We start from the raw sequence: 15225 nt of genomic DNA on the forward strand, positions 1-15225 counted from the left end.
CGGGGCGCAGGGGGACGGGTCTGAGGCCGGGCCCCAGGGTCAAACCGCCGGCTCCAGCCTCACCTCATCGGACAGCCGCTGCGACCACTCGCCCTTCGCCGTACCCAGCGCCACCTCCGCAAGGCGCAGCAACTGGATGTCGGAAGTGCCTGCCGGGGCGAACATATGCAGCGCGTCCCGCAGATAGCGCTCGATGGGGCGGTCGGTGAACAGCCCGGCCGCGGCGTGGATCTCCATCGCGCTGCGCGCGGAGTCGATCGCGGACTCGACATTGACCAGCTTGGCGTTCATCAGCTCCGCATCGCACGGCAGGCCCTTGTCGAGCAGATGCACGGCGTGGTACGCGGCGAGCCGGGCCGTCATCAGCCGCGACTGCAGCTTCCCCAGCTTCAGCTTGATGGAAGGCAGTTCGTGCAGCGGCTTGCCATAGCGATACCGCTCCGCGCAGAAGCGCGTGGTCTCCTCCAGGATCGCCTGGTGGATGCCGAGCGATACGGCGGTGAGGTTGGCGCGTCCGTAGAGCACACTGGAGGAGTACGCCACTGCCAGTCCGTCACCCTCCTCTCCGAGCCGGTTCGGCGCGGGGACGCGGCAGTTGTGGAAGTGCAGCTCGCCGAAGCTGAAGCCGTGCAGTCCCATCGAGGGCTGTTCCTCGCCTATGCCGAACCCGGGTGTCTCCGATTCCACCAGGAAGGCGGTGAGACCCCGGGATCCGGGACCCGTCCTCGCCACCACGCCGTGCAGATCACCTACATGGCTGTTGCCCACATACACTTTTCGGCCGTTGAGTATGTAATCGTCGCCGTCACGTACCGCGGTGGCGCTCATCCCCAGTACATGGCCGCCCGACTCGGGTTCGGTGACGGCGATCGTCGGCAGGCAGTCGCCGGCGGCGATCGAAGGGAGCCAGGTCTTCTTCTGTTCATCGCTGCCGAAATGGATAATTTTGGCCACTCCCAGCTGCGAGGCCTGCACCATTGCGCCCATGGCCCCGCTGACGCGGGACAGCTCCTCGATGATGATGGTCTTGGCAAGGTGCCCGACCTCCATGCCACCGTGGTCCTTGCTGATGGTGGCGCCGAGCCAGCCTTGCTGGGCTATGAGCCGGGACAGCTCCCGGTGGACCGAGCGGGCGGCCTCCATCGCGGGGATCCGCGGACGTACCTCCCTCTCGGCGAAGTCGCGCACGCGCTGGCGTAGTTGATGATGCAGTCGACCGGCGAAGTATCCGTCCATCGCGAGTCCTCCTCTGCGAAACGCCTGCTCGGCCAGTTGTTCGAGCAGGTGGTGCATCGGCAGTGGTCCCGTCCCGAACAGGCCGACCACAACATGGTGTTGATCGTTTTCGGGCGGCACAAGATCGTTGCCAATTTTGGCCAAAACGCAGACCCTTGACGTTTGATTCAGGATGTGTTTCGCGTGGCGCAGGCCCGTTCTTTCCTGCCGTACGGCATTCCCACTGCATCTCTTTCTGCCACATGCCAACGGCAAAGGTTTAGTGGGCATATGGCACTGAGGGACAAGAGCACGTCCCAGACGTTCACAGCCGTGGCATTCAGGAACACAGGAAGAACCGATACGGCGCAGACCCTGACCACGAAGAACGCAAGTGGGCTGCGAGGATGAACGCCGTCGGCGGCCAGGGGGGCGCACGGAGGTGTTGGCCGGCGCATAAGGCGCACAAAGGGAGCGCACACCGGCGTGCTCGGCCGCCGGGCACTGTCAAGCCCGGCCCCGGTGCTCAAGCACATCAATGGCCAGCTCACGCACCACCGACTTGGGTGTTGCCCGCGGTCCCCTGGCGTCGCCGGCGCGGATGTACTTCTGGAGGGCGGCGCGGATGTACTTCTGGAGGGCGGCGCGCTGTTCGGGGTTGAGCAGATCGCCCTTCTCCGGGTGGGCGGACCGCCTCTTGGAAAGCGCTCTCTGCATGCGTCGCACAGCGTGGGAGCGACGGCTACGCGGTCAATGGGTCGGAGGTGCCCTGTGTGGCAACGGCGGGGTGAGTGTCAGTGCCGCGTCGTACGGTCTTCACATGGCCACCGCCGACGACGTGCGCAGACTCGCGCTCTCCCTGCCCGGCGCGCTGGAGAAGCTCGCCTGGGGCATGCCCACGTTCCGCCTGGAGAACGGGGGGGAGATCTTCGCCTCGCTCGATGACGACGACAAGGCGATGGGGGTGAAGTGCCCGAAGGGGGACCGGGAGGAGCTGATCGCGTCCGAACCGGAGAAGTTCTTCATACGGGCGGGACACGACGACAACTACGCGTGGCTGCGGGTGCGGTTGGCGGCGCTGGAGGACGAGGAGGAGCTGTATGCGATTCTGCTCGACTCCTGGCGCCAGGCGGCCCCACGGAGACTGCTGGACGCGCACCCGGACCTGGCGGATCCGCAGTCGGACTGACCGCGTCGGCTGAAGCGCTCCCGGTCGGGCGCGGCGGCCGTCCCGGGCGGGACGGGCGGGCACTGATCGTAGTGAACCCACTGCGCAGAGTGATTACCGGGCTGTTCGCCGTGCAGCCGCACGTTTGGCTGCGATCACCCGGGGACCGGGCGCGGAAAGCGGTTCGTGACCACCGCCCCGAGTGCGGTATTGTTCTCATGCGCGTTCAGCCGGGGGAAACCCCAGGTCAGACGGGCATCGGGACGTGGCGCAGCTTGGTAGCGCACTTGACTGGGGGTCAAGGGGTCGCAGGTTCAAATCCTGTCGTCCCGACTTTTCGAAGTCGCAGGTGAGAGGCCGTATCGGAGCAGTCCGATGCGGCCTCTCGCGTTTCCTGGGTACAGTCGAGGACCGAGCGGCCCGCTCAGCGCCGGCGGCTTGTCGAGCACCGCCCTACGGGGGCGACCTGGGCCGAAAATCTTCTCCGGCATGCGGTCGCTTCCGCCGGCCGCGGTGATGGGGCTGGACCAGCGCATGCGCGTCCATCGGACCCGATGGAGCATTAAAGGGATGATCTCGTCCGTGACTTTGATCAGCGAGAGCCCGGAGGACCCGTTCTCGGTGGCTCGCGCTGTCACCGTGGTGCTGGACCACCGTGGCTGGGTGGTCGGCTGGAGCGGCCGTGCCCGTGAGCTGCTGGGCTACCCGGAGGAGGAGGTGCTCGGCCGGCCTGCCGTGGACCTGCTTGTGGACCCCCGGGACCGCGACGTCCTACGGGAGGCCGCGGCGGCCTGCGTCACGGACAGCGGCTGGTTCGGGATCCTGCCTGTTCGGCACCGCTACGGCCGACGGCTCGCCTTTGGCGTCCGGGCTCGTCGTGTCATGCGGGCCGACCGCGAAGACGAGTGGTTCCTGGTGGCTGCGCCGGCCGAGGAAGTCGCCCAGTGGGAGATCGACCGGTCGGTCATGGACGGCCTGTTTCTCCGGTCGCCGATCGGCCTCTCCATCCACGATCCGGAGCTGCGGCTCCTGCGGGTCAACCGGACGATCGCGCGCTTCGGCGGCTTTCCGGTCGAGCGGATGCGTGGCACGCGTATCGGCGACTACGTCGTCCGGGAGGACGCGGAGACGATCGAGGCCCGGCTGTGGGAGGTGATCGGCACCGGGAAGCCGATGATCTTCACGGAGTTGTCGGCCCGCCTGCAGATCGACCCGGGGCGGGAGCGGTTCGTCGCCGTGTCCGCGTTCCGTATGGAGGATTCCATCGGCCGGACGCTGGGCGTGGCACAGCTGGTCGAGGATGTCACCGACCGGCACCGGGCCCGGCGCCGGCTGGCCATGCTCAATGAGGCGAGCGCCCTCATCGGGACCACGCTGGACGTGCAGACCACCGCGAACGAACTGGTCGAAGTCGCCGTCCCCAGCCTTGCCGACTGTGTGACGGTCGATCTTCTCGAGTCGGTCAGCCTCGGTGAGGAGCTCATCCCGGACGCCACCGGTCCCCTCCGTAGGGCAGCGCTCAAGAGCATCCCGGGGAGCGAGGAAGAGCTGCTGTTCCCGGTGGGCACGCTCAGATCGTTCGCCGCTGACACACCACAGGCGCGATCTCTGGCCGACCGGAGCCCTGTTCTGGTGGCCGAGTTCGAACCAATGAACCCCAGATCGAGCTTGGACCCGGACCGGGCGGTGAAGGCGGTTGCCCGTGGCGTCCATTCGCTGATGGTGGTTCCCCTGACCGCCCGCGGCCTCGTCCTGGGACTCCTGAGCATGTGGCGTTACCGGCATCCAGAACCGTTCGAGGCCGACGACCTCACCCTGGCGAATGAATTCGCCGCTCGCGCCGCGCTCTCCATCGACAACGCCCGCCGCTACACCCAGCAGCACCGCACCGCCCTGGCACTGCAACGCCGGCTGCTGCCACGCGAATTTCCCGAGCACCCCGCGGTCTCCGTTGCCCACCGCTATCTGCCGGCCGGGGGCGCCGCAGGGGTCGGCGGCGACTGGTTCGACGTCATTCCGCTGTCCGGAGCCCGCGTGGCCCTGGTCGTCGGTGACGTGGTCGGCCACGGCATCAACGCCGCGGCGACGATGGGCCGGCTGCGTACTGCCGTGCACACGCTGGCCGACCTCGATCTCGAACCGGACGAGGTGCTCTCCCATCTCGACGACCTCGTGATGCGGCTGGCCGGCGAACAGGAGCCCGGCGACGCGGATTCCCCCGGGGAACAGGTGGTCGGCGCCACCTGTCTTTATGCCGTGTACGACCCGGTGAGCCGGCTCTGCTCGATGGCTCGCGCGGGCCACCCCCCGCCGGTCGTGGTGACACCGGACGGAAACGTGAGTTTCCCCGAACTCCCTGCCGGACCACCGCTGGGACTGGGCGGGCTGCCGTTCGAAAGCGCGGAACTGGAGCTTCCCGAAGGCTCCGTGCTGGCCCTCTACACCAACGGTCTGATCGACACCGACGAACACGACGTGGAGGCCGGACTGTCCCGGCTGTGCACCGCGCTGGGCGGAGCGGACCGGCCGTTGGAGGAGATCTGCCAGGCCGCGATCGACACGCTGCTGCCCACGCGGCCCGTCGACGACGTGGCCCTCCTGCTGGCCCGGACCCGTACCCTGGCGCCGGAGCAGGTCGCCACCTGGGAGCTGCCTGCGGAGCCCACCGCCCCGGCCCGCGCCCGGGGGCTGACCGCCGCACAGCTCGCCGAGTGGGGACTGGACGAGTTGGTCTTCACCACCGAGTTGATCGTCAGTGAACTCGTCACCAACGCCTACCGTTACGCCGGCGGCCCGGTGACCCTGCGACTTCTCCATCACCACCGCCTCATCTGCGAGGTGACCGACTCCAGCAGCACATCCCCCCATCTGCGCCGCGCCCGCAGCACCGACGAGGGCGGCCGGGGGCTGCTTCTCGTCGCCCAGTTGACGGCGCGCTGGGGCACCCGGCACGCGCATGAGGGCAAGACGGTCTGGACCGAGCAGGAGCTGCCGCCCCGGGTCGGCGAGCATCGCGAGGACATCGGTCCGGGCGCCTGACACAGCTGGGCGGCGCAGTTGCCGCATCGTCCGCGCGGGCCGGCAGCATGCCGCGAACTCGCCCGGCCGCCGGCAGCTGAGGGGCTCTTCCCGACGCGGCGGGGCTGGGGCACGATGGCCGGACGAACAAGCGTGCCCACCGTGCTGAGTCCTTCCGACCCGGAGCCACCTGGAGGCGCCGCGTGCCGAGCAAAGATCACGCCAGGCTCGACGAGCTGCAACGCGATCCCTATCCGCTCTATGCGCAGGCGCGCCGGACCGAGGGCCTGACCTTTGTTCCCGAGCTCGACGCCTGGCTCGTCGCGCGGGACTCCGACGTACGCGAAGTCCTGGGGCGGCCCGGGGAGTTCTCCTCCGTACGGGCGCTGCTCCCCGACGTCATGCCCTCGCCGCAGGCTCTGGAGGTGCTGGCCAAGGGGTACGGAAAGCGGCCCACCGTCGTCTCCACCGACGGCCCGGCCCACCGGCGACACCGGGCGCCGCTCAACCGCGGTCTGTCCGCCGGGCGGATCGCCGAGCTGGTCCCGTACGCCGCGGAGCGCGCCGAGTCACTCGTCGACGGCTTCGCCGCGGACGGCCGCGTCGAGCTGATGGAGACGTACGCGCGAAAGCTCCCCGGGCAGGTCATCGGCCGGCTGATCGGCTTCGAACCCGAGGACATCCCGGCGGTGGTGCACGGCGGCTACCGCGCCGAAGAGCTGCTGTTCCGCCCGCTCGATCCCGACTCTCAAGTCCGCGCCGCCGAGGACGTCGTCGCACTGCACAAGCTCCTCGACACGTACATACGCGACCGGCGGAAGAGCCCGCGCGACGACCTCTGCTCCGGCATGGTCGCAGCGCTGGCGCCCGGCAGCGGGGAGCTCACGCTCGACCAGCGCCACGAGCTCGTTTCGAACTTGCAGAACTTCCTGATCGCCGGGCATCTCACCACCACCGCGCTGATCGGCACGGCACTGCTGCATCTGCTGCGCGACCGGGGACAGTGGGAACTGATATGTGCTGAACCGGAGTTGATACCGGCGGCCGTCGAGGAAGCGGCCCGGTACGACTCGGCGGTCCAGGGCTTCCGCCGGACCACCACCCGTCCGGTCACCATCTCCGGCACCGAACTGCCCGCCGGGGCAACCGTGTTCGTCGCGTACGGGTCGGCCAACCGCGACGAGGGCCGCTACGACCGGCCGGAAGTCTTCGACATCACCCGGCCGCTCTCCCGCCGGCATGTGGCCTTCGGTCATGGGACCCACGGCTGCCCCGGCTCACAGCTGGCGCGCGAACAACTGCGCCTGACCATCGGCCTGTTTGCCCGCAGGCTGCCCGGCCTGCGGCTCGACGAGGACAGGCCGCCGCCCGTGATGCGGCCGACCCTGATCCACCGTTCGCCCGAAGCGCTCCATCTCGTCCGGTGAGCCGGCCATTTCGGCCAGAGGGTGCCGGTGCTGCGGTGATGACCCGCCATCTCGGCCAGGTAGGCGATCTGTGGGCCCGCAGCTCGAAGCAGCGTCTCAGCCTCGCCGCAGCAGATAGGTGTCCATGATCCAGCCCTTGCGGGCGCGGGCCTCGGCCCGCAGCTCCTCGATCCGGCCGGACACCTCGGCAAGCCGCCCCGAGACCAGGATCTCGTCCTCGGTGCCCACGTACGCGCCCCAGTAGATGAACAGATCCTGGTCGAGATGGCGGGTGAACGCCTGCCGTGCGTCCAGCATCACGACCACGTCGTCCACGCCCTCGGGCCACCCCTCGGCGAGCCGCCGGCCCGTGGTGATCTGCACCGGGCGGCCCACCCGGTTCAGCCCGGTGCGGTGCTTGGCCAGCAACGCCGAGACGCTGCTGATTCCGGGCACCACCTCGTGCTCGAAGGCGACCGTGCCCCGTTCGAGGATCTCCTCAAGGATCGCGAGCGTGGAGTCGTACAGCGCCGGATCGCCCCAGACCAGGAACGCGCCGCACTCGTCCTCGGCAAGATCCTCGGCGATGAACCGTTCGTACAGATCGGCCCGGCGACTGCGCCAGTCGTCGACGGCGGGCGAGTAGTCCGATGTTTCCCGGTCCCGCTCCGGGTCGCGCGCCACGATCAGACGGTACGACCCGCCCTGGACATGAGCGTCGAGAATGTCCCGTCGCAGCCGTGCCAGATCCGCCTTCTCCTCGCCCTTGTTGAGGATGAAGAACGCATCCGCCTTGTTCAGCGCCTTGACCGCCTGCAGCGTCAGATGATCGGGGTCGCCCGCCCCGATGCCGATCACATAGATCTTCCTCACCCTGCCGAGTATGCGGGGTAGGTCGCATGCCGCCGATCGCGGGACCTACCGAGGCCGCCGGTCGGGGCATATCCTCCGACCATGCGTGTCGCACTCTTCGTCACCTGCGTCAACGACGCGGTGTATCCGGCCACGGGCATCGCGACCGTCAGACTTCTGGAGCGGCTCGGCGTTCAGGTGGGCTTCCCCGCCGAACAGACCTGCTGCGGACAGCCGCAGTTCAACACCGGCTACCGGCGCGAGACCGAGCCGCTGGTACGCCGGACGGCGCGCGCCTTCGCGGGATACGAGTACGTCGTGACCCCCTCCGGGTCGTGCGCGGCCATGGTGCGCGAGCAGTATCCGAAGCTCGGCGAGACGGCACTTCCCACCCGGACGTACGAACTCACGGAGTTCCTCGTCGACGTACTCGGCGTCACCGACGTCGGCGCGTATTTTCCGCACACCGTCACCTATCACCCCTCCTGCCACGGGCTGCGCACTCTGCGGCTGGGGGAGCGGCCGCGCAGGCTGCTCGAAGCGGTGAAGGGCCTCGAGCTGCGCGAGCTGCCCGGTGCCGATGAGTGCTGCGGCTTCGGCGGCACCTTCGCCGTCAAGAACCCCGCCGTCTCCGCCGCCATGGGCCGCGACAAGGTCCGCAACGCCCGGTCCACCGGAGCCGATGTGCTGTGCGGCGCCGACAACTCCTGTCTGATGCACATCGACGGCATCCTGCGCCGCCAGGACGCACCGCAGCGCGCCCTGCACATCGCCGACATCCTCGCGAGCACCGAAGAGGAGCCCCTGCTGTGAGCGGTACGAGCGGCACGTATCTCGGCATGCCGTCCTTCCCCGAGGCCGCCAAGGAAGCCGTCCACGATGTGACGCTGCGCGCGAACCTCCGGCACGCGACCCACACCATCCGCGACAAGCGCGCGAAAACGGTGGCGGAACTCGCCGACTGGGCGGAGCTGCGCCAGGCCGGCAAGCAGATCAAGGACGACACGCTGCGCCATCTCGACCGCTATCTGGAGCAGTTGGAGTCCGCGGTCACCGCGGCCGGGGGCATCGTCCACTGGGCCGCCGACGCCGACGAGGCCAACCGCATCGTCGCCGAGCTGGTGAAGGCGACCGGCGAGAGCGAGGTCGTCAAGGTCAAGTCGATGGCGACCCAGGAGATCGGCCTCAACGAGGCGCTGGCGGCCGAGGGGATCTCCGCGTACGAAACCGACCTCGCGGAGCTGATCGTGCAGCTCGGCGACGACCGCCCCTCGCATATCCTGGTGCCCGCCATCCACCGCAACCGTGGCGAGATCCGTGACATCTTCCGCGAGGAGATGGGGAGCTGGGGCCGGGCAGCCCCCGAGGGGCTGACCGACAGCCCCGCCGAACTCGCCGAAGCCGCCCGCCTTCACCTCCGCGAGAAGTTCCTGCGGGCCAAGGTCGGCGTCTCCGGCGCCAACTTCATGGTCGCCGAGACCGGCACCCTCGTCGTCGTCGAGTCCGAGGGCAACGGCCGTATGTGTCTGACCCTCCCCGAAACCCTGATCTCCGTCGTCGGCATCGAGAAGGTGGTGCCCACCTGGCGCGATCTGGAGGTTTTCCTGCAGACACTGCCGCGCTCCTCGACCGCCGAGCGGATGAACCCGTACACCTCCATGTGGACCGGCACGGCCGACGCGGACGGACCGCGGGACTTCCATCTGGTACTGCTCGACAACGGCCGTACCAAGGCGCTGGCCGACGAGGTCGGCCGCCAGGCGCTGCGCTGCATCCGCTGCTCCGCCTGCCTCAATGTCTGTCCGGTGTACGAGCGGGCGGGCGGCCATGCGTACGGATCGGTCTACCCGGGCCCGATCGGCGCGATCCTCAGCCCCCAGCTGCGCGGCATCCAGAGCGAGATCGATGCCTCCCTGCCGTACGCGTCATCACTGTGCGGCGCCTGCTACGAGGTGTGCCCGGTCGCCATCGACATCCCCGAGGTCCTCGTCCATCTGCGGGAGAAGGTGGCGGACCGCGGCGGCAAAGGACATCACCTGGAGAAGGCCGCGATCAAGGCGGCGGGATGGGTCCTCGACCACCCGGCCGCACTCGCCGCGGGGGAGAGGGCAGCCTCCGGCACCCGCAAGCTGCATCCGAAGAGGCCGCCGGGAGCAGGGGCCTGGACCGCCGACCGGGAACTGCCCGCGATGCCCGCCCAATCCTTCCGTGACTGGTGGAAGAAGAACCGCCGATGAGTGCCACCTCCCGCGAGCGCATCCTCGCCCGGATCCGCGCCGCCGTTGCCGACGCGCCCGATGTGCCGGAAGCCGCCCGCGACTATCTGGAGAGCCACACCTCTCTCGATCCGGCCGCGATGCTCGATCTGCTCCAGGAGAACCTCGCCGACTACCGGGCGATCGTGCACCGCGCCACCGAACCCGAACTGCCCGCTCTGATAAGGGAGGTGCTGGACGACCACGGCGCGCGGTCGGTCGCCGTGCCGGACGGACTGCCTGCCGAGTGGCTCAGCGCCGGCGACGCCGAGCAGCGCACGGACGCCGGTCCGCTGACTCCGTACGAACTCGACGCCGTCGACGCTGTGGTGACGGGCTGCGCCCTCGCGATCGCCGAGACCGGCACGATCGTCCTCGACGCAGGCCCGGGGCAGGGGCGACGGGCCCTCACTCTCGTTCCGGATCTGCACATCTGCGTCGTACGCGCCCCGGAACAGGTCGTCGCCTCCGTACCGCAGGCGATGCCGCGACTCGATCCTGCCCGCCCGCTGACCTGGATTTCCGGGCCATCGGCGACGAGCGACATCGAACTCGACCGGGTGGAGGGCGTCCACGGCCCGCGCACCTTGGAAGTCGTCCTGCTAACGCGTTAGCCGGGGCGCCTCGGCGCCCGCGTCCACCGGCCGCTCCAGCCGAGCCGCGAGCCCGTGCGCCCAGGCCGTAAGACCGGCCACATCGATGGCGTACGGATCCTGGTAACCGGAGATCCGGTCCGCGCCCCGCAGCAGCAGGCGGGCGCCGCCCGCCGTGTTGCCGCGGGCGGCGTGGGTGAGCCCGACCGCGAGCTGGGCGAGGCCCCGCCACAGCTCGCGCTCCGCCTCCGGTCCGGACTTCCACGCGTCCTCGAACACCTCGTGCGCATGGAAGGGCATGCCGGCGTCCAGCAGCCGCTGCGCCTCCGTCAGCGTCTGCCCCGGGGTGCGCAGCACGCCCTCGGGCTGGCGCTCCACTCCCGGTGTTCCGTACGGAAGCGGTCGCCCCAGCCCGTCGCGCGGGCGTGCGTTACGTGCGCGCCCTTCGGTGTCGCGGTCCCTGCGTGCCCTGTCGTCGCGGTCCCTGCGTGCCTTGTCCACGCCTCGATTGTCCCCCGCACCGCGGTGGCCGGGCAGCCGGGCCGCCCGTCAGGCGGCGGCCCGGTCGGCGGGCCTCGTGTGGGGCAGCAGCAGAGCGCAGGCCGCCGCGGCCGCGACCGCGGCCACCAGGGTGAAGATCCAGCCATGGCGGAAGGCGTCCATCGCGGCCGCGGCGTGCGGCTTGCCGAGCACGGCGACGAGGCTCGCGACGCCCACCACACCGCCGGTCTGGCGGGCCATGGTCACCACACCCGAACCCGTGGAGAAGTTCGCCGGCGGCACCCTGGTGACGGCCGTGCCAACCAGCGTGGGCAGGGTGAGGCACACGCCGACGCCGGTGAGCACCATGCCGGGCAGCAGCCCGAATACATAGTCGTGGTCCTCAATGCCCAGGGCCGTGGTCCACCAGAGCAGGCCGACCGCGAACAGCACACAGCCGGCGGCGGCCACGGCGGCCGCACCCAGACGCTGGACCAGCATGCCCGCATATCTGGACAGCAGCGGCACCATCAGCGGGCCGGGGCTGATCGCCAGACCGGTCTGCAGCGCGGAGAAGTGCCAGACGTTCTGGCACCACAGCGCCACCGAGAGCAGCATCGCGCTGAAGGCCACAGCGAAGAGAAGGTTCGCCAGCAGAGCGGGACCCATGGCGGGCAGCCGCAGCAGTTGCAGCGGGAGAACCGGCGCCGGGTGCTTCGCCGAGCGCCACACGAACAGGGCGAGCAGCAGGGCGGCCGCCGTCAGCGTGATCGCCACGGAGCCCGAAGTCCAGCCCCAGTCAGGGGCTTTGACCAGGCCGAGCGCGACCGCGCCGATTCCGGCGGTGAGGAGTGCCGCACCGATCAGATCACCGCGGCCGCCCGTCCTTTGCCGTACTCCGGCCGCGATCGCACGCCGGCCCACGATGACCGTGGCGATGCCGACCGGCAGATTGATCAGGAAGATCCAGCGCCAGTCGGCCTGCGCGAGCGCCCCGCCGATGACCGGGCCGAGCGCGGCGGCGAGTCCGCTGAGGGCGGCCCAGTCGCGTACCGCCGTGCCGCGCCGCTCGGGCGGGGCGGCGGCCAGCAGAATCCCCAGCGAGGCCGGGATCAGCAGTGCGGCCCCCGCCGCCTGGGCGACCCGCGCCGCCACCAGGAGCCACACGCTCGGCGCGAGAGCGCACAGCACCGAGGCCAGCGTGAAGAGGCAGACGCCGAGCAGATACGCGCGGCGGGGCCGGGCGCGGTCGGCGAAGCTGCCCGCGGGGACGAGCAGCGCGGCGAAGACCACGGCGTACGCGTTGAGCACCCAGGACAGCGAGGACAGCGAGGAATCGTGGAAGTGGTTGCTGATGTTGGGGATCGCCACATTGACGACGAAGAGGTCGAGGTTCGACATGGCGACGCCTGCGGCGACGACGGCGAAGACGAGACGGAAGCCGGCGCCTGACGCCTCGTCCTGGACGGGGGAGGCCTGGTGCGTGTCTTTCACTCAGTTGCTCCGTTCGGTTGCGATGGATGGTTTGAAAATCAAACTGACCGCTCGGGTCGGGATGCTAGAGGGAGTGAGTTGGATGTGGCAACCTAGTGAGCATGAAGGCACGCACCACGGAGGACGGCACGCTCCCCACCCGGCCCCTGGACTCCCGCGGCAGACCGTGCTCGATCGCGGCATCGCTCCAGGCCATCGGCGAGAAATGGTCACTGCTGGCGGTCAGGGAGATCAGCTTCGGCAATCGCCGCTTCGCCGCGATCGCCCGGAACACCGGCGCTCCCCGAGACGTCCTCACCGCGCGCCTGCGTCATCTGGAGTCGATCGGCGTGCTGACCCGGCGGCAGTACAGCGAGCACCCGCCCCGCTTCGAGTACCACCTGACCGAGGCAGGGCGGGACCTGCTGGTCGTGCTGACCACGCTGCGCGAATGGGGCGACCGATGGCTCGTCCCGGAGCCGCCCGCGGTGTTCGGTCACTCGTGCGGCGAGGAACTCGACCTGGTCCACAGCTGCAGGCACTGCGGGAAGGAAGTCGTTCCCGAGGATCTGCGGCTGAAGGTGACTGCGCCGGGCTGGAATTCGTCGGGCCCCGTCGAGTCGTAGGCCGCTGCGAGCAGATCGACGTGGGGCCGCGACGGTGCCCGGCGCTGTGACCGGCGGCTGCATGGGGTGAGGTACTGTTCTCTTGCGTGCTCGGCCGGGAAACCGGAGGGAAGCGCATCGGGACGTGGCGCAGCTTGGTAGCGCACTTGACTGGGGGTCAAGGGGTCGCAGGTTCAAATCCTGTCGTCCCGACTTTTCGAAGTCGTAGGTCTGAGGCCGTGTCGGAGGAGTCCGGCACGGCCTCATGATCGTTTCTGGGGGCCGGACGGGCCGCCAACTGCTCGCCCACGGCCGGGAGTTCCACGCAGGCCTTCCGGGGCTACGGCGGGCGGACGCGACGGCGGAAGGGGAACCGCACGCCTACGGAAGAAGTTCACGGGGTATGGCTGTCATCCACAACACCACAATGACCCCCGGCAAGCTGGAGCTTCTTGCGGCCTGGCTTCCCACGCGGCCGTGGTACATCGGCACGGCGCGTGAGCCGGAACTGACCAAGGCCGGTGGCTTCCGGCTCGATGACCCGCAAGGGGAGGTGGGCATCGAGTTCATGGTGGTCACGGACAGGTCCGGCGACCGACCGGTCTCGTACCACCTACCGCTCAGTTACCGCGGGGCACCACTCGGCGGAGCCGATCAGGGCCTCATCGGCACGTCCGAGCACGGCGTATTGGGACGGCGATGGGTGTACGACGGGACCCACGACCCGGTTCTCGTCGCTCAACTGCTCGCCCTCCTCCAGGGCCGCGCGGAGCCGCAGGCCCAGAGCGCGACCAACGCCCCCGACCCCTCCGTCACCCGTTACTTCACCGGAGTCGGCTTCTCGACCGTGGTCGCGTCGACGGCCGTCGTCGACGGGCAGTACGGCACCGACGTTGTGGTGGAAACCACGGCGGGCGCCGAGCCACACGGCGAGTCGGCGGGACATCCGACCCTCAGAGTGACGCGCGTCCTGCGCCCCGACCAGCAGGCCACCGGCACCAATGCGGCAGAGGCCCGGGGATACATCACAGCCGGCTGGCGCTTGCCGGACGGAGACGAGAGCCGCGGCCCCTTCGTGGTCCTCTGCGACGCCTCGCACTGACGAAGCCGCAGTGCTGGTCACAGTCCCCGACAAGGGACTGTGACCGGCGCTTTCGCACCATGCCCCGTCCGGCCACCTGCGGTGCGCGATGCCGGACGGCAAGCAATCAAATCCTGTCGTCCCGACCAGCTCTTCGTGGTCGTGGTCCGTTCTCTCAATTCTGGGTTTTTTGTCTGCCGGAAGCCTGGGGCCCGAATCGATCCTATCCTCCCTTTTGTGTCGGCCTCGGATGTTCTCCTGCGGTATTCGATTTTTGAATTACCTCATCGGATAGGCGAATGGGGCCAGGCCTTGTATGGGGTGGGAATTCTTTTCTAGAATTTCTCCCGTAGGAATTGGTCGGCGGCATCCGCAGGGCGGGTGCATCGGAGGGGAACGGGAAATGAAGTCCATTAATCTGTCGCGTCGGGGCAAGACACTGACGGCCGTCGCCGTAGCGGCCGCCCTGGCCGGAATCGGCGGGGTCGCCACGGCGAGCCCGGCGCACGATCTGACCGCCGTCACCACGGCCGAGGGCAAGTTCATCAAGCCCCATGACCTGCGGGTCAGGAATGTCACGGATGTCGTCGAGCAGACCCTGACGATCAAGCCCGGCGGGGACACCGGCTGGCATGTGCACCCCGGTCTGGTGGTCCTCACCGTGCAGAAGGGCACCATCGTCCGCAGGAACGCCGACTGCACCGAGGAAGTCTTCCCGCAGGGCACCTCCTTCATCAAGCAGGGGAATGTTCCCCTGAATGGGGTGAACGAGGGCACCGAGCCCATCGAGCTGCACCTCACGTACCTCAAGCCCAAGGGAACCCCGCTGCGTTATGAGCGGGAGGCTCCGAGGTACTGCAACTTCGACTGATTTTGGTGATCCGGTTCCGCCCCGTCCGCAGGACGGGGCGGAACCTTTTCTGCTTTTCCGGGTAGCGGATTTTCCGGGGAATTATCCGGCGGAATTTACGTCGCCGGCACGGAGAAGGTAAAGAATGTCGAGAATTCGGAGAACAATTCGGAGAACAATTCGGAGAACGCGGAGTGGACCCGTACCCCGGGGGAGAGGGTACGGGCCC

At 69.0% G+C, this 15225-nt stretch carries 14 protein-coding genes and 2 tRNA genes; 11 read left to right on the forward strand and 5 right to left on the reverse strand.

Annotated elements, in window-relative coordinates; translation table 11 throughout:
* Window positions 1-39: 39 nt before the first annotated feature.
* Window positions 40-1236, reverse strand: coding sequence for an acyl-CoA dehydrogenase family protein (locus ACQEVG_RS33365; protein WP_432990787.1), 1197 nt, complete (start codon window positions 1234-1236; stop codon window positions 40-42).
* A 486-nt stretch (window positions 1237-1722) separates the two neighbouring features.
* The gene (locus tag ACQEVG_RS33370) at window positions 1723-1932 is read right to left on the reverse strand and encodes a hypothetical protein (RefSeq protein ID WP_432990789.1); all 210 of its coding nucleotides are present in this window, start codon (window positions 1930-1932) and stop codon (window positions 1723-1725) included.
* Window positions 1933-2035: 103 nt separating this feature from the next.
* Between ACQEVG_RS33370 and ACQEVG_RS33375 the strand changes: the two genes are divergently transcribed.
* From ACQEVG_RS33375 to ACQEVG_RS33390, 4 genes are all read left to right on the forward strand, one after another.
* Window positions 2036-2404 carry an MmcQ/YjbR family DNA-binding protein gene (locus tag ACQEVG_RS33375; protein WP_432990791.1) on the forward strand — a complete coding sequence of 123 codons (369 nt, stop codon included), beginning with the start codon at window positions 2036-2038 and terminating at the stop codon, window positions 2402-2404.
* Window positions 2405-2642: 238 nt separating this feature from the next.
* Window positions 2643-2716 (forward strand) — tRNA-Pro (locus ACQEVG_RS33380).
* 237 nt (window positions 2717-2953) lie between these two features.
* Window positions 2954-5422 carry a SpoIIE family protein phosphatase gene (locus ACQEVG_RS33385; protein ID WP_432990793.1) on the forward strand — a complete coding sequence of 823 codons (2469 nt, stop codon included), beginning with the start codon at window positions 2954-2956 and terminating at the stop codon, window positions 5420-5422.
* 182 nt (window positions 5423-5604) lie between these two features.
* Window positions 5605-6828, forward strand: coding sequence for a cytochrome P450 (locus ACQEVG_RS33390; protein WP_432990795.1), 1224 nt, complete (start codon window positions 5605-5607; stop codon window positions 6826-6828).
* Between the two features lie 96 nt (window positions 6829-6924).
* Here the strand turns inward: ACQEVG_RS33390 and cobF are convergent, their stop codons facing one another.
* Window positions 6925-7680, reverse strand: coding sequence for a precorrin-6A synthase (deacetylating) (cobF, locus tag ACQEVG_RS33395; protein WP_432990797.1), 756 nt, complete (start codon window positions 7678-7680; stop codon window positions 6925-6927).
* Between the two features lie 81 nt (window positions 7681-7761).
* Here cobF and ACQEVG_RS33400 point away from each other — a divergent pair, with 81 nt between their 5' ends.
* Genes ACQEVG_RS33400 through ACQEVG_RS33410 form a run of 3 tightly spaced genes read left to right on the forward strand, consistent with a single transcriptional unit; the run spans window position 7762 to window position 10528 of the window.
* Window positions 7762-8472, forward strand: a complete 711-nt coding sequence (locus ACQEVG_RS33400; RefSeq protein WP_432990799.1) for a (Fe-S)-binding protein — start codon at window positions 7762-7764, stop codon at window positions 8470-8472.
* 26 nt (window positions 8473-8498) lie between these two features.
* A complete protein-coding gene (locus tag ACQEVG_RS33405) occupies window positions 8499-9896 on the forward strand; it encodes a LutB/LldF family L-lactate oxidation iron-sulfur protein (protein WP_432993078.1) in 1398 nt (465 codons plus the stop codon).
* On the forward strand, window positions 9893-10528 hold the full coding sequence (locus tag ACQEVG_RS33410; RefSeq protein ID WP_432990801.1) for a LutC/YkgG family protein: 636 nt from the start codon (window positions 9893-9895) through the stop codon (window positions 10526-10528). Before ACQEVG_RS33405 ends, ACQEVG_RS33410 begins: the two co-directional genes overlap by 4 nt.
* Here ACQEVG_RS33410 and ACQEVG_RS33415 read toward each other — a convergent pair.
* Window positions 10517-11008 (reverse strand): DUF309 domain-containing protein, encoded by a 492-nt coding sequence (locus tag ACQEVG_RS33415; RefSeq protein ID WP_432990803.1) that lies wholly within the window; start codon window positions 11006-11008, stop codon window positions 10517-10519. The two genes, ACQEVG_RS33410 and ACQEVG_RS33415, sit on opposite strands and share 12 nt — an antisense overlap.
* Before the next feature lie 48 nt (window positions 11009-11056).
* A complete protein-coding gene (locus ACQEVG_RS33420; RefSeq protein ID WP_432990805.1) occupies window positions 11057-12481 on the reverse strand; it encodes an MFS transporter in 1425 nt (474 codons plus the stop codon).
* A 101-nt stretch (window positions 12482-12582) separates the two neighbouring features.
* Between ACQEVG_RS33420 and ACQEVG_RS33425 the strand changes: the two genes are divergently transcribed.
* The 4 genes from ACQEVG_RS33425 to ACQEVG_RS33440 all read left to right on the forward strand — a co-directional run bounded on the left by ACQEVG_RS33425 (window position 12583) and on the right by ACQEVG_RS33440 (window position 15017).
* Window positions 12583-13086: a winged helix-turn-helix transcriptional regulator gene (locus ACQEVG_RS33425; protein WP_432990807.1), complete on the forward strand. Its 504-nt coding sequence runs from the start codon at window positions 12583-12585 to the stop codon at window positions 13084-13086.
* A gap of 118 nt (window positions 13087-13204) precedes the next feature.
* Window positions 13205-13278, forward strand: a tRNA-Pro gene (locus tag ACQEVG_RS33430).
* 190 nt (window positions 13279-13468) lie between these two features.
* Window positions 13469-14167 (forward strand): maltokinase N-terminal cap-like domain-containing protein, encoded by a 699-nt coding sequence (locus ACQEVG_RS33435; RefSeq protein WP_432990809.1) that lies wholly within the window; start codon window positions 13469-13471, stop codon window positions 14165-14167.
* A 382-nt stretch (window positions 14168-14549) separates the two neighbouring features.
* Window positions 14550-15017 carry a cupin domain-containing protein gene (locus ACQEVG_RS33440; RefSeq protein WP_432990811.1) on the forward strand — a complete coding sequence of 156 codons (468 nt, stop codon included), beginning with the start codon at window positions 14550-14552 and terminating at the stop codon, window positions 15015-15017.
* The last annotated feature ends 208 nt before the right edge of the window (window positions 15018-15225 follow it).

The organism is Streptomyces sp. CA-135486 (genome assembly GCF_050936555.1).
In the GTDB taxonomy this organism is placed as follows: Bacteria; Actinomycetota; Actinomycetes; order Streptomycetales; family Streptomycetaceae; genus Streptomyces.

Bases quoted from the DNA above. Each gene is read 5' to 3' on its own strand.
- ACQEVG_RS33365 (WP_432990787.1), bottom strand. From the start codon at position 1,236: ATGGACGGATACTTCGCCGGTCGACTGCATCATCAACTACGCCAGCGC.
- ACQEVG_RS33410 (WP_432990801.1), top strand. From the start codon at position 9,893: ATGAGTGCCACCTCCCGCGAGCGCATCCTCGCCCGGATCCGCGCCGCC.
- ACQEVG_RS33375 (WP_432990791.1), top strand. From the start codon at position 2,036: ATGGCCACCGCCGACGACGTGCGCAGACTCGCGCTCTCCCTGCCCGGC.
- ACQEVG_RS33385 (WP_432990793.1), top strand. From the start codon at position 2,954: ATGATCTCGTCCGTGACTTTGATCAGCGAGAGCCCGGAGGACCCGTTC.
- ACQEVG_RS33370 (WP_432990789.1), bottom strand. From the start codon at position 1,932: ATGCAGAGAGCGCTTTCCAAGAGGCGGTCCGCCCACCCGGAGAAGGGC.
- ACQEVG_RS33400 (WP_432990799.1), top strand. From the start codon at position 7,762: ATGCGTGTCGCACTCTTCGTCACCTGCGTCAACGACGCGGTGTATCCG.
- ACQEVG_RS33440 (WP_432990811.1), top strand. From the start codon at position 14,550: ATGAAGTCCATTAATCTGTCGCGTCGGGGCAAGACACTGACGGCCGTC.
- ACQEVG_RS33435 (WP_432990809.1), top strand. From the start codon at position 13,469: ATGGCTGTCATCCACAACACCACAATGACCCCCGGCAAGCTGGAGCTT.
- ACQEVG_RS33425 (WP_432990807.1), top strand. From the start codon at position 12,583: ATGAAGGCACGCACCACGGAGGACGGCACGCTCCCCACCCGGCCCCTG.
- ACQEVG_RS33405 (WP_432993078.1), top strand. From the start codon at position 8,499: ATGCCGTCCTTCCCCGAGGCCGCCAAGGAAGCCGTCCACGATGTGACG.